General features: G+C 58.0%; 12 protein-coding genes and 1 pseudogene. 7 read left to right on the forward strand and 6 right to left on the reverse strand.

The annotated features are described in order from the left end of the window. The first annotated feature begins 91 nt into the window (after positions 1 to 91). A complete protein-coding gene (locus IVB54_RS32945) occupies positions 92 to 1312 on the forward strand; it encodes an IS701 family transposase (protein ID WP_247285483.1) in 1221 nt (406 codons plus the stop codon). 403 nt (positions 1313 to 1715) lie between these two features. On the opposite strand, the gene IVB54_RS32950 is transcribed toward IVB54_RS32945, so the two are convergent. The 4 genes from IVB54_RS32950 to IVB54_RS32965 form a co-directional block, all read right to left on the reverse strand. After that, positions 1716 to 2885, reverse strand: a complete 1170-nt coding sequence (locus IVB54_RS32950) for a M20 aminoacylase family protein (protein ID WP_247776782.1) — start codon at positions 2883 to 2885, stop codon at positions 1716 to 1718. A 277-nt stretch (positions 2886 to 3162) separates the two neighbouring features. After that, positions 3163 to 4386 (reverse strand): Xaa-Pro peptidase family protein, encoded by a 1224-nt coding sequence (locus tag IVB54_RS32955; RefSeq protein WP_247776783.1) that lies wholly within the window; start codon positions 4384 to 4386, stop codon positions 3163 to 3165. Between the two features lie 122 nt (positions 4387 to 4508). Next, positions 4509 to 5426 (reverse strand): D-aminoacyl-tRNA deacylase, encoded by a 918-nt coding sequence (locus tag IVB54_RS32960; protein WP_247776785.1) that lies wholly within the window; start codon positions 5424 to 5426, stop codon positions 4509 to 4511. 1099 nt (positions 5427 to 6525) lie between these two features. Further along, a complete protein-coding gene (locus IVB54_RS32965; RefSeq protein ID WP_247285483.1) occupies positions 6526 to 7746 on the reverse strand; it encodes an IS701 family transposase in 1221 nt (406 codons plus the stop codon). A gap of 114 nt (positions 7747 to 7860) precedes the next feature. Here IVB54_RS32965 and IVB54_RS32970 point away from each other — a divergent pair. The 4 genes and pseudogenes from IVB54_RS32970 (at position 7861) to IVB54_RS32985 (ending at position 13522) form a co-directional block, all read left to right on the forward strand. Further along, a pseudogene (locus IVB54_RS32970) lies at positions 7861 to 8621 on the forward strand (IS5 family transposase). A 74-nt stretch (positions 8622 to 8695) separates the two neighbouring features. After that, entirely contained in the window at positions 8696 to 10045 is a 1350-nt protein-coding gene (locus IVB54_RS32975) for an IS701 family transposase (protein ID WP_247767993.1), read from the forward strand. Positions 10046 to 10471: 426 nt separating this feature from the next. After that, a complete protein-coding gene (locus IVB54_RS32980) occupies positions 10472 to 10948 on the forward strand; it encodes an Lrp/AsnC family transcriptional regulator (RefSeq protein ID WP_247777552.1) in 477 nt (158 codons plus the stop codon). Between the two features lie 849 nt (positions 10949 to 11797). Next, positions 11798 to 13522, forward strand: a complete 1725-nt coding sequence (locus IVB54_RS32985) for an MFS transporter (RefSeq protein ID WP_247776786.1) — start codon at positions 11798 to 11800, stop codon at positions 13520 to 13522. 388 nt (positions 13523 to 13910) lie between these two features. Here the strand turns inward: IVB54_RS32985 and IVB54_RS32990 are convergent, their stop codons facing one another. Both IVB54_RS32990 and IVB54_RS32995 read right to left on the reverse strand, forming a co-directional pair. Next, positions 13911 to 14099, reverse strand: coding sequence for a hypothetical protein (locus IVB54_RS32990; RefSeq protein WP_247776787.1), 189 nt, complete (start codon positions 14097 to 14099; stop codon positions 13911 to 13913). 28 nt (positions 14100 to 14127) lie between these two features. Beyond that, positions 14128 to 14439, reverse strand: coding sequence for a hypothetical protein (locus tag IVB54_RS32995; RefSeq protein WP_247776789.1), 312 nt, complete (start codon positions 14437 to 14439; stop codon positions 14128 to 14130). A gap of 528 nt (positions 14440 to 14967) precedes the next feature. Between IVB54_RS32995 and istA the strand changes: the two genes are divergently transcribed. Both istA and istB read left to right on the forward strand, forming a co-directional pair. Further along, entirely contained in the window at positions 14968 to 16506 is a 1539-nt protein-coding gene (istA, locus tag IVB54_RS33000) for an IS21 family transposase (RefSeq protein ID WP_247776790.1), read from the forward strand. Between the two features lie 15 nt (positions 16507 to 16521). Beyond that, the gene (gene istB, locus IVB54_RS33005) at positions 16522 to 17283 is read left to right on the forward strand and encodes an IS21-like element helper ATPase IstB (RefSeq protein WP_247776699.1); all 762 of its coding nucleotides are present in this window, start codon (positions 16522 to 16524) and stop codon (positions 17281 to 17283) included. The last annotated feature ends 32 nt before the right edge of the window (positions 17284 to 17315 follow it).

The raw sequence follows: 17315 nt of genomic DNA on the forward strand, positions 1-17315 counted from the left end.
CTTGGCACGAGGGAATCAGAACTCGCTAATTAGGTACAGACCCTAGCATTACAGTTGCTTTTGTTGCGGGCTTCTGAATCCATGGGCAACCATGATTCGAATGTCGTGGGCGCGGGCCGCGTCGGTTGAGGCGACGCTTGCGTTGTGGGCGGCGTCGCTTCGAGAGATCAAGCAACGGATACGTCCGTTGTTCACGCAAGAGCGTGTTGCGACGAATGCAGGTCTGTTCCTGGAAGGTCTGCTCGGAGATGAGCAGCGCAAGACCGGTTGGATGCGCGCGGAGGCGGCTGGCGATCCCGGCCCATGGCGGCAGCAGGCGATTCTGGGTCGTGGAGACTGGGACGCTGATGCCCTGCGCGATATCGTGCACGACTATGTCATCGAGCATTTGGCGGATGACGATGCGGTGCTCGTGATCGACGAGACCGGTTTTCTCAAACAGGGCAAAGCGTCATGCGGAGTGGCGCGGCAATACACTGGTTCGGCAGGAAAGATCACGAACTGCCAGATCGGCGTCTTCGCTGCCTACGTTTCGCGTCATGGCCATGCGTTCATCGATCGCGCGTTGTATCTTCCGAAGGAATGGACCGACGATCCAGATCGTCTGGAAGCCACATATGTGCCTGCCGATGTCGGCTTTGCGACCAAACCAAAGCTTGCGACGAGAATGATCGCACGCGCGATAGCCGGGTCTGTACCATTCAAGTGGGTTGCCGGTGATACCGTCTACGGTGTTGGCAACATCGAACAGCAACTACGTCGGGCAGGCAAAGGCTACGTGCTTGGGGTCAGCAGCGCTCATGTGTTTCGATCCTGGGGCAAGCGACCGCCGGTCGCCGGTACGGCTGCAGACCTCGCCCGGACGCGGCGCTCATCCGACTGGAAGCGCCTGTCGGCGGGAGCCGGAACCAAAGGACCGCGGCTGCACGATTGGTGTTATCTCGAATTGGCGGATCTCGAGGCCGAGCAGTCCAACAGTGCAAATGACGGTTTGTGGACACGCGGTCTACTGATCCGTCGTCGCATTGCCGATGATGACCTCGCCTTCTTCACCACCTGGTGCCCAGCGGGAACAGCCATTGAAACGCTGGTCGCGGTCGAAGGCCATCGATGGGCGATCGAGGACAGCTTTGAAACGGCGAAAAACGAGTTCGGGCTCGATCACAACGAGAGCAGATCCTGGCATGGCTGGCACCGTCATGTGTCCTTGGTGATGCTCGCCTTCGCCATGATGGCCGCGATCCGACATCGCGCTAATCCGCCACCGCCCAAAAAAACGAAACGGCGCCCCCCGGCAAAAGCCAAAACATAACCACCCCACCACTGATCCGTTGGTCAATCCAGGAAATCCGCCGCATTGCTATCAGACTTGCGCGGAAGCGGATTCAACCCGCACACATCATCGCATGGTCCTTCTGGCGCAGAGCTCACCAGGCTGCCGCTCAACGCGCCCACTTCAAATCAAAAAAGCAACTGTAATGCTAGTTTCTTGTTTTTTTAGGATTTTCGCTCGAGCGAGTTCGCGATCAGCAGGCGCATATCACCTCATCGGACAGCTCGTGGTGCGGAAGCGACAGGTCTTCTGGCAATCTCCCGCGGTTTGCCCATTGCCTGCGGCAATGCCGACGACCATCGCAAGTCAGCGCGAGCGGCTTAGCGGCTGGGCCGTGCAGCGAGTGAACATTGGGGTCTTACGTGCTCCTCCCGCCGACGCCTCAGACGCCTAACAATGTCTCAACCAAGTTCACCCAATAGCCGATGCCATACGGCAAAGCTTCGTCGTTAAAATCATATGCCGGGTTGTGCACACCAGCGGTCGGTCCGTTTCCAATGAAAATCAGAGCGCCTGGCCGCGCCTCAAGCATGTAAGCGAAATCCTCCGCCCCCATGCGGGGTTTAATGCTCTCGTCAACGGAACCGGACTCGACGAGACTGCGTGCCGCCCTGATCGCCAAATTAGTCTCCTGGATGTGGTTGAAGGTCACCGGGACCGACCGACGGTACTTGAACTCGATATCTGCGCCAAATGCGCTCGCGATGCCCTGGGCGGCTGCCATGATCTGGCGTTCGGCGAAGTCTCTCAGGTCAGGGACGTGGGTTCTGACCGTGCCAGCCATTTCGACCTGATCAGCGATGATGTTGTAAGCATTGGCAGCATTCAACTTCGTCACGGAGATCACGAGCGAATCGATTGGATTGATTTTGCGTGAAACTAGAGTCTGTATGCCGAGGATGATCTGTGCCGCAATCACGACTGGATCGATGGTCTCATGCGGCTTAGCCGCATGGCCGCCCCGGCCCTTTACGATAATGTCGAAATCGTCCTGCGACGCCATGATAGGCCCACTGCAAATGCTGAATTTGCCGACCTCGGTGCCCGGCGCGTTGTGCATCCCAAAAACTTTGGAGATGTTGAAACGGTCCATGATTCCTTCCTGGACCATTCTTAGGCCGCCAGACGGAAGTTCGACTTCTTCCGCCGGCTGAAAGATCAAAGCAACGCAGCCCTTAAAGTTGCGCGTGCCGGCAAGGTATTTCGCAGCACCCAACAACATGGCCGTATGACCATCGTGGCCGCACGCGTGCATTTTAGCGGGTGCTTTCGACGACCACGGCTTGTTTGAGGCCTCGAGGATCGGCAAGGCGTCCATGTCCGCCCTTAGCGCGATCGTGGGCCCGTCTCCGCCAGTTCCCTGGATCAATGCAACGATACCGGTTTCAGCGATCTCCGTCTCAATGTGATTGATACCGAAGGAAGCCAGCTTCTCGGTCACGAACCTAGCCGTGTTGTGCAGCCGATAATCTAGCTCAGGATTTTCATGAAGGTAGCGACGCCACTCGGTTGCCTCTCGTTGCAGATCTCGGAAAGTTTCCACGCCGTGCATGTCAGACCTCAATTTGTGAGTTCAATATGATACGGCACTGTAGAAGCCCGGCGGATGCGCCATGCTTTGGAGCCTCTTCGAGCACCTTCTGTTGCTGTCAGCCACATTCCCTCCCAGCTTTGCGTCTGATTGGACATTGAGGTCTCGCCCGAACACGTGAACGAGACACGGCGAGGCAGCCTCTATCCATTGAAAATTGTGGAACACTTCTCAAGGTTAGGCGAAAACCCAGCGTGCTCTTCGCCCGATCCAGGGCATTTAGACTGCTAGCGTTCTCTTAGTTCGCGACAACCGCTATTGTTCGAGAAGCCCGAGAAGTGAGCAGTTGCGCCCCAGAGTCGGTCACGACGACGACCTCTTCGTGCAGCATCAACTTCGGCGATCCGTCAAAATATGACGGGTATGAGGTGCTTGGTTCAATGTTGATGATCATGCCTGGTCTTAGGATCGTCTTGTCATCAGGCTGCACCGAGGGCAACTCCGGCATCCATAAACCCATCGAATGTCCCATTCGCCCGATGTTCGTGGCCTTACCGCGATTGTTTGAGCCATTTAGGACATCTGACATTGCGCGCCATACATTGCAGATCGGAGTACCTGGTTTAACGGCGGCGATTCCCGCTTCAGTGGCGTGCCAAACGATTTGATAGGCATCTTGGGTGTGCCGATCAGGCGCGCCGAAGGCAAAATGTCGATCGAAGTCGCTCCAATAAAAGTCGAATAGGCAGCCGGCATCAATAAACAGCAGGTCACCATCCGAGAGAACTTTGTCGCTCGGAACACCGTAGGGGCGTGTATAACCGCCGCGGCCAGAAACACCCACTATCTTAGCCGTCTTTTCGACCCCGCGATTGAAGCATTCGAGCTCGAAGACCCGACACGCCTCCCGTTCCGTCATACCCAAACGCAGCTTTGGCGCCAGGTTGTCAAATGCTTCCGAGACAAGCTTACATACAGTTCGAATTCGGTCGACCTCTAATGGAGATTTGATCATCCGCAACGGAGTGAAAATCGGATCCGATGCATCTACAAATATCCGAGGTTTGATCGCTGCCGCAACACGTAAGAAATCTCCCGTAGGGAAGCCAAGTCTGCTTTCGGCGCCAAGCTCAGTGCCGATTTTCGCATTCTCCGGCAATAGTTCGCGCAATGCTCCGGCGAGGGTCGACACCCCCTCATCCTTTGGATTCGGACTGGGCCAGCTCCGGCAGCGTTTGACCCAGGTCGTCTCCTTATAAAACTGATCGATTCCCTCTGGAACGACTGCAACAGCCTCACCGGACGAAAGAATAAGAAGAAAGCGGGGCCGAGTTGTCTGCTGCGGCGTCGTGCTAGGCTCGCCGACAAAATATCGTAAATTGTGTTCGGAGGTTACCAGAAGCGCGTCAATGGCATGTTCTCTCATCGAACGCCGGGCTTGTTCGACCCGATCTTCGTATTCGGCCCGCGGGAAGGGAGCGTAAGGAATCGTTCTGATAGATTCTGAACCAATAGCATTCATAGCGTTTCTCCTAAAAATGCACCGCGCGGGCGCCAACGGGCAAGTTCAACAATCTCGCTGTGCAGGACGCCGACTCCGACGACTCGCGCCCCGGCGTGATCATTCGGCAACACCCTTGGCCTTCAAAGCCGTGCGTAGCTGTTTATGCGAAACATTGGGACGCCAAGTTCCTCGGCAAGCAAGCGCGCAACGGCCTTGTAGGGCGCTTTGAGCTTATCGTGGTACACGATGGCTTCAATTCCGCCCACGATTGAATCCACGCACGCTCTTAGATTGATCAATCGACTTTCGTGATCATAGCCGCCAGACACCAGCCAATGATTGGGTAGGACGTGACTAGCTGCTATCGGGAGGTTGTCGAATGACTGCAGCACCGCGGTTGTGAAGCTTGGTTCAAAGTGGACGCCGCCGACACAGAGGACGGAACGCACAGGTTCATCCATCCGATCGAACGTATGCAGAAGAGCTCTCGCCAGCACTCGGGCGGCATGGGGATTTGCCCAATCGCCTGGCGAGCTTCCGATCTCGACGTCGATTGCAGAAGGCCTCAAGTCCGCGAGACAGGTCCCAGCATAACCGGCTTTGACGCCTGACCAGTGAGTCGCCTCTAAGTAAGTGCGAAAGTTATGAAGATCAGAGGTTACGCGCTCGGCCTCAATGGCAAGAAGAAGCCCCCGAGTAATTCGGGGGTCAACTTTGCTGAAAGTCCCCGTAGCCAGGTCGCCAGTCGTTTGAACAGAGAAAATTGCGTTTGGCGCATTGGCACCCTCGTGCCAACGCACTATGCCGATGACATCGGCGTCACCGAACCGCTCATTGAAGAGTGGTGCGTAGCGCGCATAGTCGTTACTTACGACCTCGTTAGTGCGTACAATCGAAACGATAGTGTCGCGCAGGCCCGGGTCCTCGAGCACCGGATGTCCATCAATCTCGAGCCCCGTCGAAACAAGGGTGCATCCGGTCATGATGGCGTTCAGAACGTGACCCGCCACCGGATCTTTTTCGCGGTCAACGCAAAAGATGAAGACGGCACGTCTCACTGCCTCCCTCCTTGGATTTCACTCGGGATTGAGAGCGCACGAGTCGCCCCCGAGCGCGGTTCCCGACTTCCAAGAGCAGCGCACTCATGAAAGTCGGGCGTATGTAATAAAGCCGCGGCCTCAAGAGACCCACCAAGGCATGCCTGAGTGCGCTTCAACACCGGCGCCGGGCACAAGGTGACGTTCGTGGTCGACCGAAGCCTTCGACGGGCTGCGGTCGGAACCCGCGTCAGTCGGGAAGGACTGCACTTATCTGCCGAATTGATAACGCGGTCGAATTCATAGTGCGTTGATCGCAAATTAAATGCACCACTGACCGGAAGCAGCATCGTCGTCTCCATAGGGCCTAAGAACCACCCGTCGGACGGAGTGACCGGATCACGTTTGCAGATCTCGCAGCCAGGACGACGAGTTCGGGATCAAGCTCGACGAGAGTTCTGAACATTTGGCCGGGGACGGATCCTCAGGGTGCGTGCCGGGAACATCCAGACACATTTGGAGGAGCACTCGATAGCGGTGTTGACGCATTCAGATGCGATGAGCAGCGCAAACTCGGCGTTCAAGGTCATTTCGAATCGCAAGACTGAGAGTCCTCAAATTGCGGACGGGCCCGGCGGCACTTCACTGCTGCTTTACCTGAACGCTGGCGGTCTGGCTGGGACCATCAACGCCGCGTGAGACCGGCGGAATAATCGTAAGCCAAGATACAGCGAATTCTTGACACCAAATTGCATGAGACGCGCGGCTTTGAGAGGCGGTACGTATCGCCGGTGCCCCGACATTAGACCGACTTTTGTGCTCTCGTCGTGCGTTTTTTTGGATGAGCTTGCAGCATTGCTGCGACCAGCGGGCTATTGCGCTGAAAAGCGGCGACATCCCGCTCCGCTACAATCGGCATCAGCGGCTTCATCCGGCTAAAGCTTGATTTAGCATTACAGTTGCTTTTTTGATTTGAAGTGGGCGCGTTGAGCGGCAGCCTGGTGAGCTCTGCGCCAGAAGGACCATGCGATGATGTGTGCGGGTTGAATCCGCTTCCGCGCAAGTCTGATAGCAATGCGGCGGATTTCCTGGATTGACCAACGGATCAGTGGTGGGGTGGTTATGTTTTGGCTTTTGCCGGGGGGCGCCGTTTCGTTTTTTTGGGCGGTGGCGGATTAGCGCGATGTCGGATCGCGGCCATCATGGCGAAGGCGAGCATCACCAAGGACACATGACGGTGCCAGCCATGCCAGGATCTGCTCTCGTTGTGATCGAGCCCGAACTCGTTTTTCGCCGTTTCAAAGCTGTCCTCGATCGCCCATCGATGGCCTTCGACCGCGACCAGCGTTTCAATGGCTGTTCCCGCTGGGCACCAGGTGGTGAAGAAGGCGAGGTCATCATCGGCAATGCGACGACGGATCAGTAGACCGCGTGTCCACAAACCGTCATTTGCACTGTTGGACTGCTCGGCCTCGAGATCCGCCAATTCGAGATAACACCAATCGTGCAGCCGCGGTCCTTTGGTTCCGGCTCCCGCCGACAGGCGCTTCCAGTCGGATGAGCGCCGCGTCCGGGCGAGGTCTGCAGCCGTACCGGCGACCGGCGGTCGCTTGCCCCAGGATCGAAACACATGAGCGCTGCTGACCCCAAGCACGTAGCCTTTGCCTGCCCGACGTAGTTGCTGTTCGATGTTGCCAACACCGTAGACGGTATCACCGGCAACCCACTTGAATGGTACAGACCCGGCTATCGCGCGTGCGATCATTCTCGTCGCAAGCTTTGGTTTGGTCGCAAAGCCGACATCGGCAGGCACATATGTGGCTTCCAGACGATCTGGATCGTCGGTCCATTCCTTCGGAAGATACAACGCGCGATCGATGAACGCATGGCCATGACGCGAAACGTAGGCAGCGAAGACGCCGATCTGGCAGTTCGTGATCTTTCCTGCCGAACCAGTGTATTGCCGCGCCACTCCGCATGACGCTTTGCCCTGTTTGAGAAAACCGGTCTCGTCGATCACGAGCACCGCATCGTCATCCGCCAAATGCTCGATGACATAGTCGTGCACGATATCGCGCAGGGCATCAGCGTCCCAGTCTCCACGACCCAGAATCGCCTGCTGCCGCCATGGGCCGGGATCGCCAGCCGCCTCCGCGCGCATCCAACCGGTCTTGCGCTGCTCATCTCCGAGCAGACCTTCCAGGAACAGACCTGCATTCGTCGCAACACGCTCTTGCGTGAACAACGGACGTATCCGTTGCTTGATCTCTCGAAGCGACGCCGCCCACAACGCAAGCGTCGCCTCAACCGACGCGGCCCGCGCCCACGACATTCGAATCATGGTTGCCCATGGATTCAGAAGCCCGCAACAAAAGCAACTGTAATGCTAGGGTCTGTACCTAATTAGCGAGTTCTGATTCCCTCGTGCCAAGTTGATTCGGCACGGGGGACTTCGATGCGCAGAGGACTGTTCTGGCTCAACGACAAGCAGTGGGCTCAGATAGAGCCGCATCTGCCAACGAACCAGACCGGCCCGGCGCGCGAAGACGATCGACGCATTATCAGCGGTATCATTCACATGCTCCAGTGCGGCGCACGCTGGCGCGATTGCCCGTCCGACTATGGCCCTTACACGACGATCTACAATCGGTTCAATCGCTGGGCTAAGCGCGGACATTGGCAGGCGATCTTTGAAGCGCTCGCCCGCTGCGGCAAGGACCGAGTGGCTTTGTCGATCGACTCCACCTCGATCAAAGCGCATCGCTCGGCGAGCGGCGGAAAAGGGGGGAGTGTGAACAGGCGATCGGCCGCTCGCGCGGTGGGCGGACCACGAAAATCCACGCGCTGAGCGACCCTGATTGCAAACCTTGCGCATTTCATCTCACTCCGGGACAAGCCGCAGACATTGCCGCAGGGCCGGCCCTTTTGAAGCTCGCGCCGCCCATGTCTTCCCTCATTGGGGACAAAGGCTACGATGGCGACGGCTTTCGCGCCGAAATCGTCAATCGCGGCGCGAAACCCGTCATTCCAAACAAATCCAACCGGGTAACCCTCCACAGCTTCAGCAAGCGCCTCTATAAAGGGCGCAATGTTATCGAGCGCTGTTTCTGCCGGCTCAAGGATTTCAGGCGTGTTGCTACTCGCTACGACAAACTTGCCAGAAACTTCTTGGCCGCCGTCCACCTCGCCGCTCTCGTCGCTTATTGGATCAATTGAGTCTGAACCCTAGCACTACTTTGGCAGATTGTTGATTTTGCCGCGATTTATAGGATTCCCGAATCAATTGTTCAATGATTCATGGGTGGTCGGCTCTTGGAGGGCTGACCATGCCGGGATGGGAAGACGAACTCGAACGCTGGCTGATGCCGTTCTTGGACCGGCTGGGTCATAAGACCCGACAGCGGATGTGTCCTCTATATGTTGCGGGATTGATCGGTCCTGGCGATCGCAAGAGCGTTCAGCCGATGGCGGAACGCCTTGCCACGAGCAACTACGACCAGTTGCACCATTTCATTGCGGACGGCGTCTGGAACGCGACGCCGCTAGAGACAGAGCTGCTCAACCAGGCGGACCGACTTGTCGGCGGCAGGGATGCGGTGCTGGTTATTGATGACACCTCACTGCCGAAAAAGGGTGAGCGATCGGTCGGTGTTGCGGCTCAATACGCGTCGGCTCTCGGTAAAACTGCAAATTGCCAAACGCTGGTGTCTTTAACGCTTGCGCGCGGGGAAGTGCCCGTGATGGTCGCGTTACGTCTCTTTCTGCCTGACAGCTGGACAAGCGACATGCCTCGCTTGAAGCGCGCTCGCGTGCCAGTCGAACACCGAACGCCGCGGTCCAAGCCGGAGATCGCTTTGGCCGAGATTGACCGCGCGATGGCAGCCAACATACGCTTTGGATGTGTGCTGGCGGATGCAGGATACGGCCTCAGCGCGCCGTTTCGACAAGGGCTAACAGAGCGCGGGCTGGCCTGGGCGGTCGGTATCCCTCGGCACCAGAAAGTGTATCCGGTCGATGTGAAGCTCATTTGGCCGATCACCAAAGCCCGTGGCAAACCACGAAAGCACCACGTGCCCGATATCTTATCGATTGCGGCAGAACAAATGCTGGCCAGCGCCAAATGGAAAACCGTGAGTTGGCGCAGCGGGACGAAAGGTCGGCTCAAAGCCCGATTTGCTGCTCTCCGTGTCCGCACCGCCGACGGCCCTCCGCAGCGGATATGGGATAAAGGTCAGCAGCATCTCCCAGGCGACGAAGCCTGGCTCATTGGCGAGCAACGTGCCTCCGGGGAGAAGAAATACTATCTCGCCAATCTTCCGGCGACGACGGATCTGCGCACGCTGGCCGCCACCATCAAGGGACGGTGGATTTGTGAGCAGGCGCATCAACAGTTGAAGGAGGAACTTGGACTTGATCACTTCGAAGGGCGATCATGGCAAGGTCTTCATCGCCACGCCCTTATGACAATGATTGCCTACGCCTTCCTGCAACATCGTCGCCTCGCAAACGCGGGGCGAAAAAAAAAGAATCAACGGGCCTCCGCCTCAACCGACTATGCCCGCCGTACGTCACGCCATCGTCGATCTCATCCTTCGGCCGCCGCCCCAGCAGTGCCCACATTGCCGAAAGCAAATCCTTGAAAAACAGCGGCGAAAACACATTCTGCCAAAGTAGTGCTAGTATCGCCAAAAAACGGACTCGCGCTGCAAAGTCGGCTCGCGGGCCGCTCTGCTAGTATTTCTCGCAGAGCAGAAAACCATGTCCAAGACATCAGAATCATCGTCATGAACAACGAAGTCGAGCTCGACGTCATGTCGGCACCGGTCCCTGCCGGACGACGGCCACGGTCGTTCGCCGCCCAGCCGGCGATCTTCGCTGAGTAGCAGGACAAAGGTCTTTTGGAGATCAATTTTGCGACTCGCGCTGCATATTTGTTGAAATTGCCGATAGATCGACGATACTGATGTCGCAATGATGTTTTTCAACGAGATTTCCCCACAAGGGGAGTTTTTTCTGCGAAGAGCAGGGAGTCTTTGCAGGATTTCCTCTCACGCCTGGAGCCGGTTATGCAATACGACCGAATCGACGCTCACATCCTCGAGATCGTGCAAAAGAATAACCGTCTGACATCCGAGGCGATTGGCGAACTGGCCGGGCTTTCTGCTACCGCGTGTCAACGCAGACTTAAGAGGCTTCGTTCGGCAGGCATCATTGAGGCCGACGTTTCGATCGTCTCGGCGAAGGCGGTAGGAAGACCCATTCAGATGCTGGTGTTGGTGACCTTGGAGCGGGAGCGCTCGGACATAATCGATAGATTCAAGAAAGCCATCAAATCATCAGTTGAAGTAGTCAATGGGTTTTACGTTACAGGTGATGCTGACTTTGTCCTATACATTACCGCACGCACCATGGACGACTATGAGCAGTTCACGCGACGATTCTTCCGTGAGAACCCCGATATCAAAGGCTTCAAAACCATGGTTGTAATGGATCGGGTAAAAGCCGGCTTCGCTATTCCAATCGAGGCTCCGTCCGAGGATTGAAGCGATTGTCTCACGACGCAAATCTGCGTGCTATCGTTTATCGTCGCAGGCAAGCTAAAGCGCACTGCCGAGCTACAATAGGAATCGAGCGCAGATGATGTTTGGGCTAGGTGCAATTCATAGGACTTGAGCAGCGTCTCACTCGGACGAGTGGCGCTTGTTGCGCTAACGGTTCTGGTTGTAGCGCACGCGAGCTGACTGATTCGGTCGAGCGGAACTCGCGAACGTTTACCGAATGGAGAGGTGGTGGCGGCTTGCACAGCATGCGTCGCATGCCGCGCTTTTTCATCGCTCAGTGCGTGTAAAACGCTGCCAACCGCCACATCGATCTTGTACTCTGTGCAATTAGCGAACCTTCGATCGGATTTTTTAGATCCGCTTCGAGTAGAACGCCCGTCTATATGCGTTCAGATATTGCTAGCATCCCACTCTGACATAAATATGCAGATCTCAAAAATTCGACGGCGATCTCTTCGCAGCAGGGCTGATGCAGCAGCTCGCTTGCCGAAGCCGGACCAGATACAATCCATTATACGGGATCAAGACCTGGCCCAGGACTATACCGCCTCTGGCGCGGTTGAGTGCGTGCCACACCTTGCTGACGCGGCCGGGATGTCGCGGCCAGTGATTAAACATCGGCCCCGTTCCTGCTCACGCTCCAAGGACAAGGGTCAGATCCGTTCGCTCCAGGGCCGGCTAGAGCCACAGCGAATCCTCGGAGCGAGCTTCGCTCTATTAAGGCGTTTTGCACCCACATGCGGCACAAAGCAGACAGGGCCGCTCACCGTTGGTCAGTAGCCGAATTTCGGAGCCTATCTTCAATTCATCGGAGGTAACGCAGCAAGCGAGATGACTTATTCTCCCAAGCCTCTGGCTTTCAGCGCTGAAAGCATCACTGCGCCGTTCCGCCACCCTACCTTCCGGCGCATCTGGCTCGCCAGTCTGCTTACGAATTTGGGCGCCCTGATTCGGAGCGTCGGCGCGGCCTGGGCGATGACTCAGATGACATCGTCGGCCGACAAAGTAGCTCTTGTTCAGACCGCGTTGTTGCTGCCTGTTATGCTGATCTCGATGCCAGCCGGCGCCATTGCTGACATGTATGACCGGCGAATCGTGATGCTCGTCTCGCTCGCCATCTCGCTCGCTGGTGCGACCGCGCTGACGACACTTGCCTGGCTCGGCCTGGTCACGCCGGACTTGTTGCTGATACTTTGTTTCGTGATCGGCAGCGGTGTAGCCATGATGGATCCTGCCTGGCAGTCCTCCGTTAGTGAGCAGGTGCCGGCGGAAGCCCTTCCGGCGGCGGTCGCGCTGAACAGCATCAGCTATAATATTGCGCGCAGCGTAGGACCCGCTATTGGCGGCATTGTGGTTGCGACAGCGGGCGCTGTAGCTTCCTTCGCGCTGAACGCCTTGCTATATCTGCCGCTCCTTGTTGCGCTATTCTTTTGGAACAGAAGTTCCGAACCTGCGTATCTTCCCCCCGAGAAGCTAAACCGTGCCATCGTGTCGGGGGTCCGCTACATCGCTAATTCGCCCCCGATCAAGATTGTTTTGGTCCGTTCGATGGTAACGGGCCTGATCGGCGGCGCCATCATTGCGTTAATGCCACTCGTTGCACGCGATCTCCTGCGAGGTGGTGCCCAGACGTATGGGATTACGCTCAGCGCGTTTGGCTTGGGTGCGGTGATCGGAGCACTAAATATACCCGAAATACGGAAGCGGTTGAGCGGTGAGGCAGCAATCCGAGCGTGCGCTTTGTCGATGGCTGGTTCGCTTGCCGCGGTGGCGTTGAGCCGCGATCTAGTTCTAACATCGGCCGCGCTTGTCCTTGCGGGCGCCGTGTGGATGATGGCGTGGGCCCTTTTCAACATTGGCGTGCAACTGTCGGCGCCGCGATGGGTCGCGGGACGATCGCTCGCGGCCTACCAAGCAGCTAGCTCAGGCGGTATTGCTGTCGGTAGCTGGGGCTGGGGTCGCCTGACCGATGCCGCCGGCGTCGAAACGGCACTTTTGATATCGGCCGTCCTGATGTTGAGTTCTCCGCTATTGGGACTTCGGCTCCGCATGCCTCGCATAAACCTGCGAAGCGAGGACGCCGAGGCGCTCGCCCATCCTGAGGTTCGCCTTGCGCTAACCGATCGTAGCGGGCCCCTTGTGATAGAAATCGAATATCGTGTGACACAAGAGAATGCGCGGGCCTTTCACAACATAATGCAAGACGTGCAGCTGTTCCGGAAAAGGAATGGCGCGTATGGCTGGTCCATCGCACGCGATATTGCCGATCCGGAATTGTGGACCGAGCGCTACCATTGCCCGACCTGGCTTGATTACCTACGTCAACGCAACCGCTCGACCCACTCCGAACGCGCGCTGGACCGTCAAGCGGCGTCGTTCCACGTCGGTCCGGAGCCCGTGCGAATCCGTCGGATGCTAGAGCGACCGTTTGGATCCGTTCGGTGGAAGGATGATGTACCTGACCATGCCGCGAACGAAGTCTTGCTGGGCGACTTGGGCGGAGCCCAACGTGGTAATGTCATTTCCAAGACCCGCGCCAATTCGATATTGCCCTGAGGCATCTCGCGTGCTTCTCGCCACGGAAACCAGCACCTTTCGGCACTGCAGCCCTTCGAAGCTCGACCAGAGAATGGCGTTTGCCGTGATGACCGTTATCCCCTTCGTTGCGAGCTCACCGTGGACGGGTGGTCTTCGGCTCGGTAGTCGAGCCCTGAGGGCTGTGTCAAGTCTGAACAAACGCACGTTCAGACGCAGAAGCTAGATGGCCTTTTGAAGACCACCAAAGCCGCAGCGTCGTCCTTCCAGAATTCGCGTGGAGATACCGTTTTTGTCCCCGCTTAGGTTCGGCTAAACCAATTCATAGATACCTACAAAAAAAGGGCCACTCCCGAAGGAGTGGCCCGCCAAGTCAGGGAGGAAACGTCCCATGGTGGGACCTCTGGGATCAGGCCGCAGCCTGTTCGATCGGTGAGAACGGCAGGCCGAGACTTTCGGCTACCGCCTTGTAAGTTAACGGGCCTCGGTAGACATTGAGACCTGTTCGCAGATGCGGATCTTCGCGCACGGCTGCAAATCCCTTGTTGGCCAGAGCCAAACGAAGTGGAAGAGTCGCGTTATTCAATGCGTCCGTCACAAGCCTGCACCCAGACTTGAGGAGACCCTTAGCCTGGTCCGAATCTGGAGCCAAATGCAGCTACGCGAATAGAATCTGTTTCTCTCGCAGTTGGCTCCATTCGAAAGCCTCGGCTCCTTAACCTTACGATCATCTCGCTAGCTGCGAACACCTCACGAGCGGAGCCCAGGATTGTTGCGCCTGGCTGGCGATAGTTCTCATCCGTTGCGCCAACTTCAGCCCCAGCATTCGTCCGGATGAGCACGCTGTGACCGACAGCCACGTAGTCGCGAACGGCTCCCGGCGTAAGTCCCACGCGGTATTCGTGTCTCTTGATTTCCTTTTGAACACCGATCTTCATTTGCCTCTCCTTGAGAGTCCTTTTAATCGAAAACACCGTACGGCCTGCGCCGCAGACGTCCGGATTTTGCAGAAATTCAGCATCTTTCCCGCGGTCATGCAGGATTCCAAAAGGAGAACGATCGAGAAGCCTACAGGAGGTCTCCTCAACCCCACAACATAGCAGATGCAGAGTCGAATCCAGCTGGCCCCCAAAATAGAGGTTGCAGCTAGCCTAGCGCCAGCACATTTCGATGCAAACTTTCTCGAGCAACCCGCCCAGATAGCTCGCGATTTGACATCATCGACCACCGAGGACCGCCGTGTGGTCATCCACGCTGTATCAAGCCTTTCAAAAACTCGCCGACCGGCTCGTCGTGCGCGTTTCGCGGGATCGTGAGCACGGATTTCAGCGCATCGTGAGCAACGATTTCAGAGGATCGTGAGCAGCGATTTCAGGCGATCGTGAGCAACGTTTGGCGGTGCCGGACGCTTCGACCGACAACTCAACCGGGCTACGGATTTCTCATTCAACCAATGAGGAAGCCTGATGCCTACCCAGAGATTGTCGATGCGCCGGATCCGAGAAGTTCTACGTTTGAGGCACCAGGGCCTGACCGAGCGCGTCATCGCGCGGACGTTGGGAGTGAGCAATGGGGTCGTACACGGTTATGTGCGTCGCGCCCGCCTTGCCGGGCTGACCTGGCCGCTGCCGGAGGGCCTGGACGACGAGAACCTTGAACTGCTGCTGTTTCCGGCGCCGACGGCAGCCTCGCAAAGCGACCGGCGCCCGACACCGGATTGGGCTTATGTCGAGAAGGAGCTGCGCCGGCGCAGCGTGACACGCCTGCTGTTGTGGGAAGAGTATCGCGCCGCCAATCCAGACGGCTTTGGCTATACCTGGTTTTGCACGACTTTCGAGGCCTGGAAGCAGCGGGCGCAGCCGAGCATGCGTCAGACCCACATCGGTGGGGAGAAGGTGTTCGTCGATTTCGCTGGCGACACCATCGACATCTTCGATCCCATCACCGGCGAAGTGCGCGCCATGAAGCTGTTCGTCGCGGCGATGGGGGCCTCGAACTACACCTACGCCGAGGCCTGCCCAAGCGAGAGCCTGTCCGACTGGATCGGCGTGCATGCCAACCTGTTCAGGTATCTCGGCGGCGTGCCGAAGTTCGTGGTCTGCGATAATCTCAAGGCCGCCGTGACCAACCCCGATCGCTACGATCCCGGGATCAACCGCACCTATGCTGAGATGGCCGGCCATTACGGCACCGCGATCCTGGCGGCCCGGCCGAGGCGACCAAAGGACAAGGCCAAGGTTGAGGTCGCAGTCCAGATCGCCCAGCGCTGGATCCTGGCCCGCCTGCGCAACCAGCGCTTCTTTTCCCTGGCGGAGCTCAATACCGCCATCCGCGGGCTCGTCGTCGAACTCAACGCCCGCCAGATGCGCGGCTTCGGCTCCAGCCGGACCGAACTGTTCGCCGAGATTGATCGCCCCAGGTTGAGAGAACTGCCGGACCAGCCCTACGTCTTTGCGCGCTGGAAGCGTTGCCGCGTCGCGCCCGACTATCATGTCGAGATCGACGGCCATTGGTATTCCATCCCTTATCGGCTGATCCGTGAACTCGTCGATGTCCGCATCGCCGACAAGACCATCGAGGTCTTCCACAAGGGACAGAGGATCGCCAGCCACGCCCGCGCGCCCAACCGGCGTGGCCACACCACGATTGCCGATCATATGCCGAGCGCCCACCGCCGCTACGGCAAATGGACGCCGGGAGGATTGATCGCTGCCGGCGAGAAGATCGGTCCCTCTGCCGCGGCGTTTTTCCAGGCCGTCATCGCGGCCCGGCCGCATCCCGAGCAAGGCTTTCGCACCTGCCTCGGTATCCTGTCGCTGGCCAGGAGCTACGACCATGCGCGCGTCGATGCCGCCTGCCGACGCGGCATCCTGATCAAGGCTCGCTCCGTCGCCTCGATCCGTTCGATCCTCAAGAATGGCCTCGATCGCGCTTTTCTCGACGAGACGTCCGACCACCAGCCCCTGCGCCACGGCAACATCCGCGGTCAGGGCTATTTCCACTGATAGGGAGACCCCCCAATGCTGACACACCCGACCCATGAACGGCTGATTACGCTCGGCTTGACCGGAATGGCCAAGGCCCTCCAGGAGCAGCGACGATCACCGGATCTCGATGCCCTGTCGTTCGAGGAGCGCGTCGGATTGCTGGTCGATCGCGAAGCCGCCGAGCGCGACACCAAACGTCTCACGACCCGTCTCAAGTTCGCCGCGTTGCGCCAGAGCGCATGCGTGGAAGACGTCGATTTGCGCACGCCACGCGGTATCGACCGCAGCGTCTTCGCCAGGCTCGTCGGCGGCGACTGGATCGACCGCAACGAGAACCTGCTCGTCACAGGGGCAACCGGGCTCGGCAAGAGCTGGATTGCCTGCGCCCTCGGCCACAAGGCCTGCCGCGACAATCGTTCGGTCCAGTATCACCGCGTCCCGCGCCTGTTCGAGGCGCTCGCCCTCGCTCGCGGCGACGGCCGATATGGCCGGCTGCTCAAAACCATCGGCCGCGTTCAACTTCTGATCCTCGATGATTGGGGCCTGTCAGTTCTAAATCCGCCCGAACGGCGCGACCTTCTGGAGATCCTCGACGATCGCCACGGTCGCGCCTCCACCATCGTCACCAGCCAGGTCCCCGTCGAACATTGGCACGACGTTATCGGCGACCCAACCCTCGGCGACGCCATCCTGGACCGCCTCGTTCACAACGCTCACCGCCTTCAACTCTCCGGAGAAAGCATGCGAAAACAAAACGCCCGCAATCACACTCTTGACGCCAACTCAAACCCCTGAACCAATCACCCATGTCGGTCAAAGCCGCTGCT

Origin of the sequence: Bradyrhizobium sp. CW1 (assembly GCF_023100665.1) — a bacterium.
Taxonomy (GTDB): Bacteria; Pseudomonadota; Alphaproteobacteria; order Rhizobiales; family Xanthobacteraceae; genus Bradyrhizobium; species Bradyrhizobium canariense_D.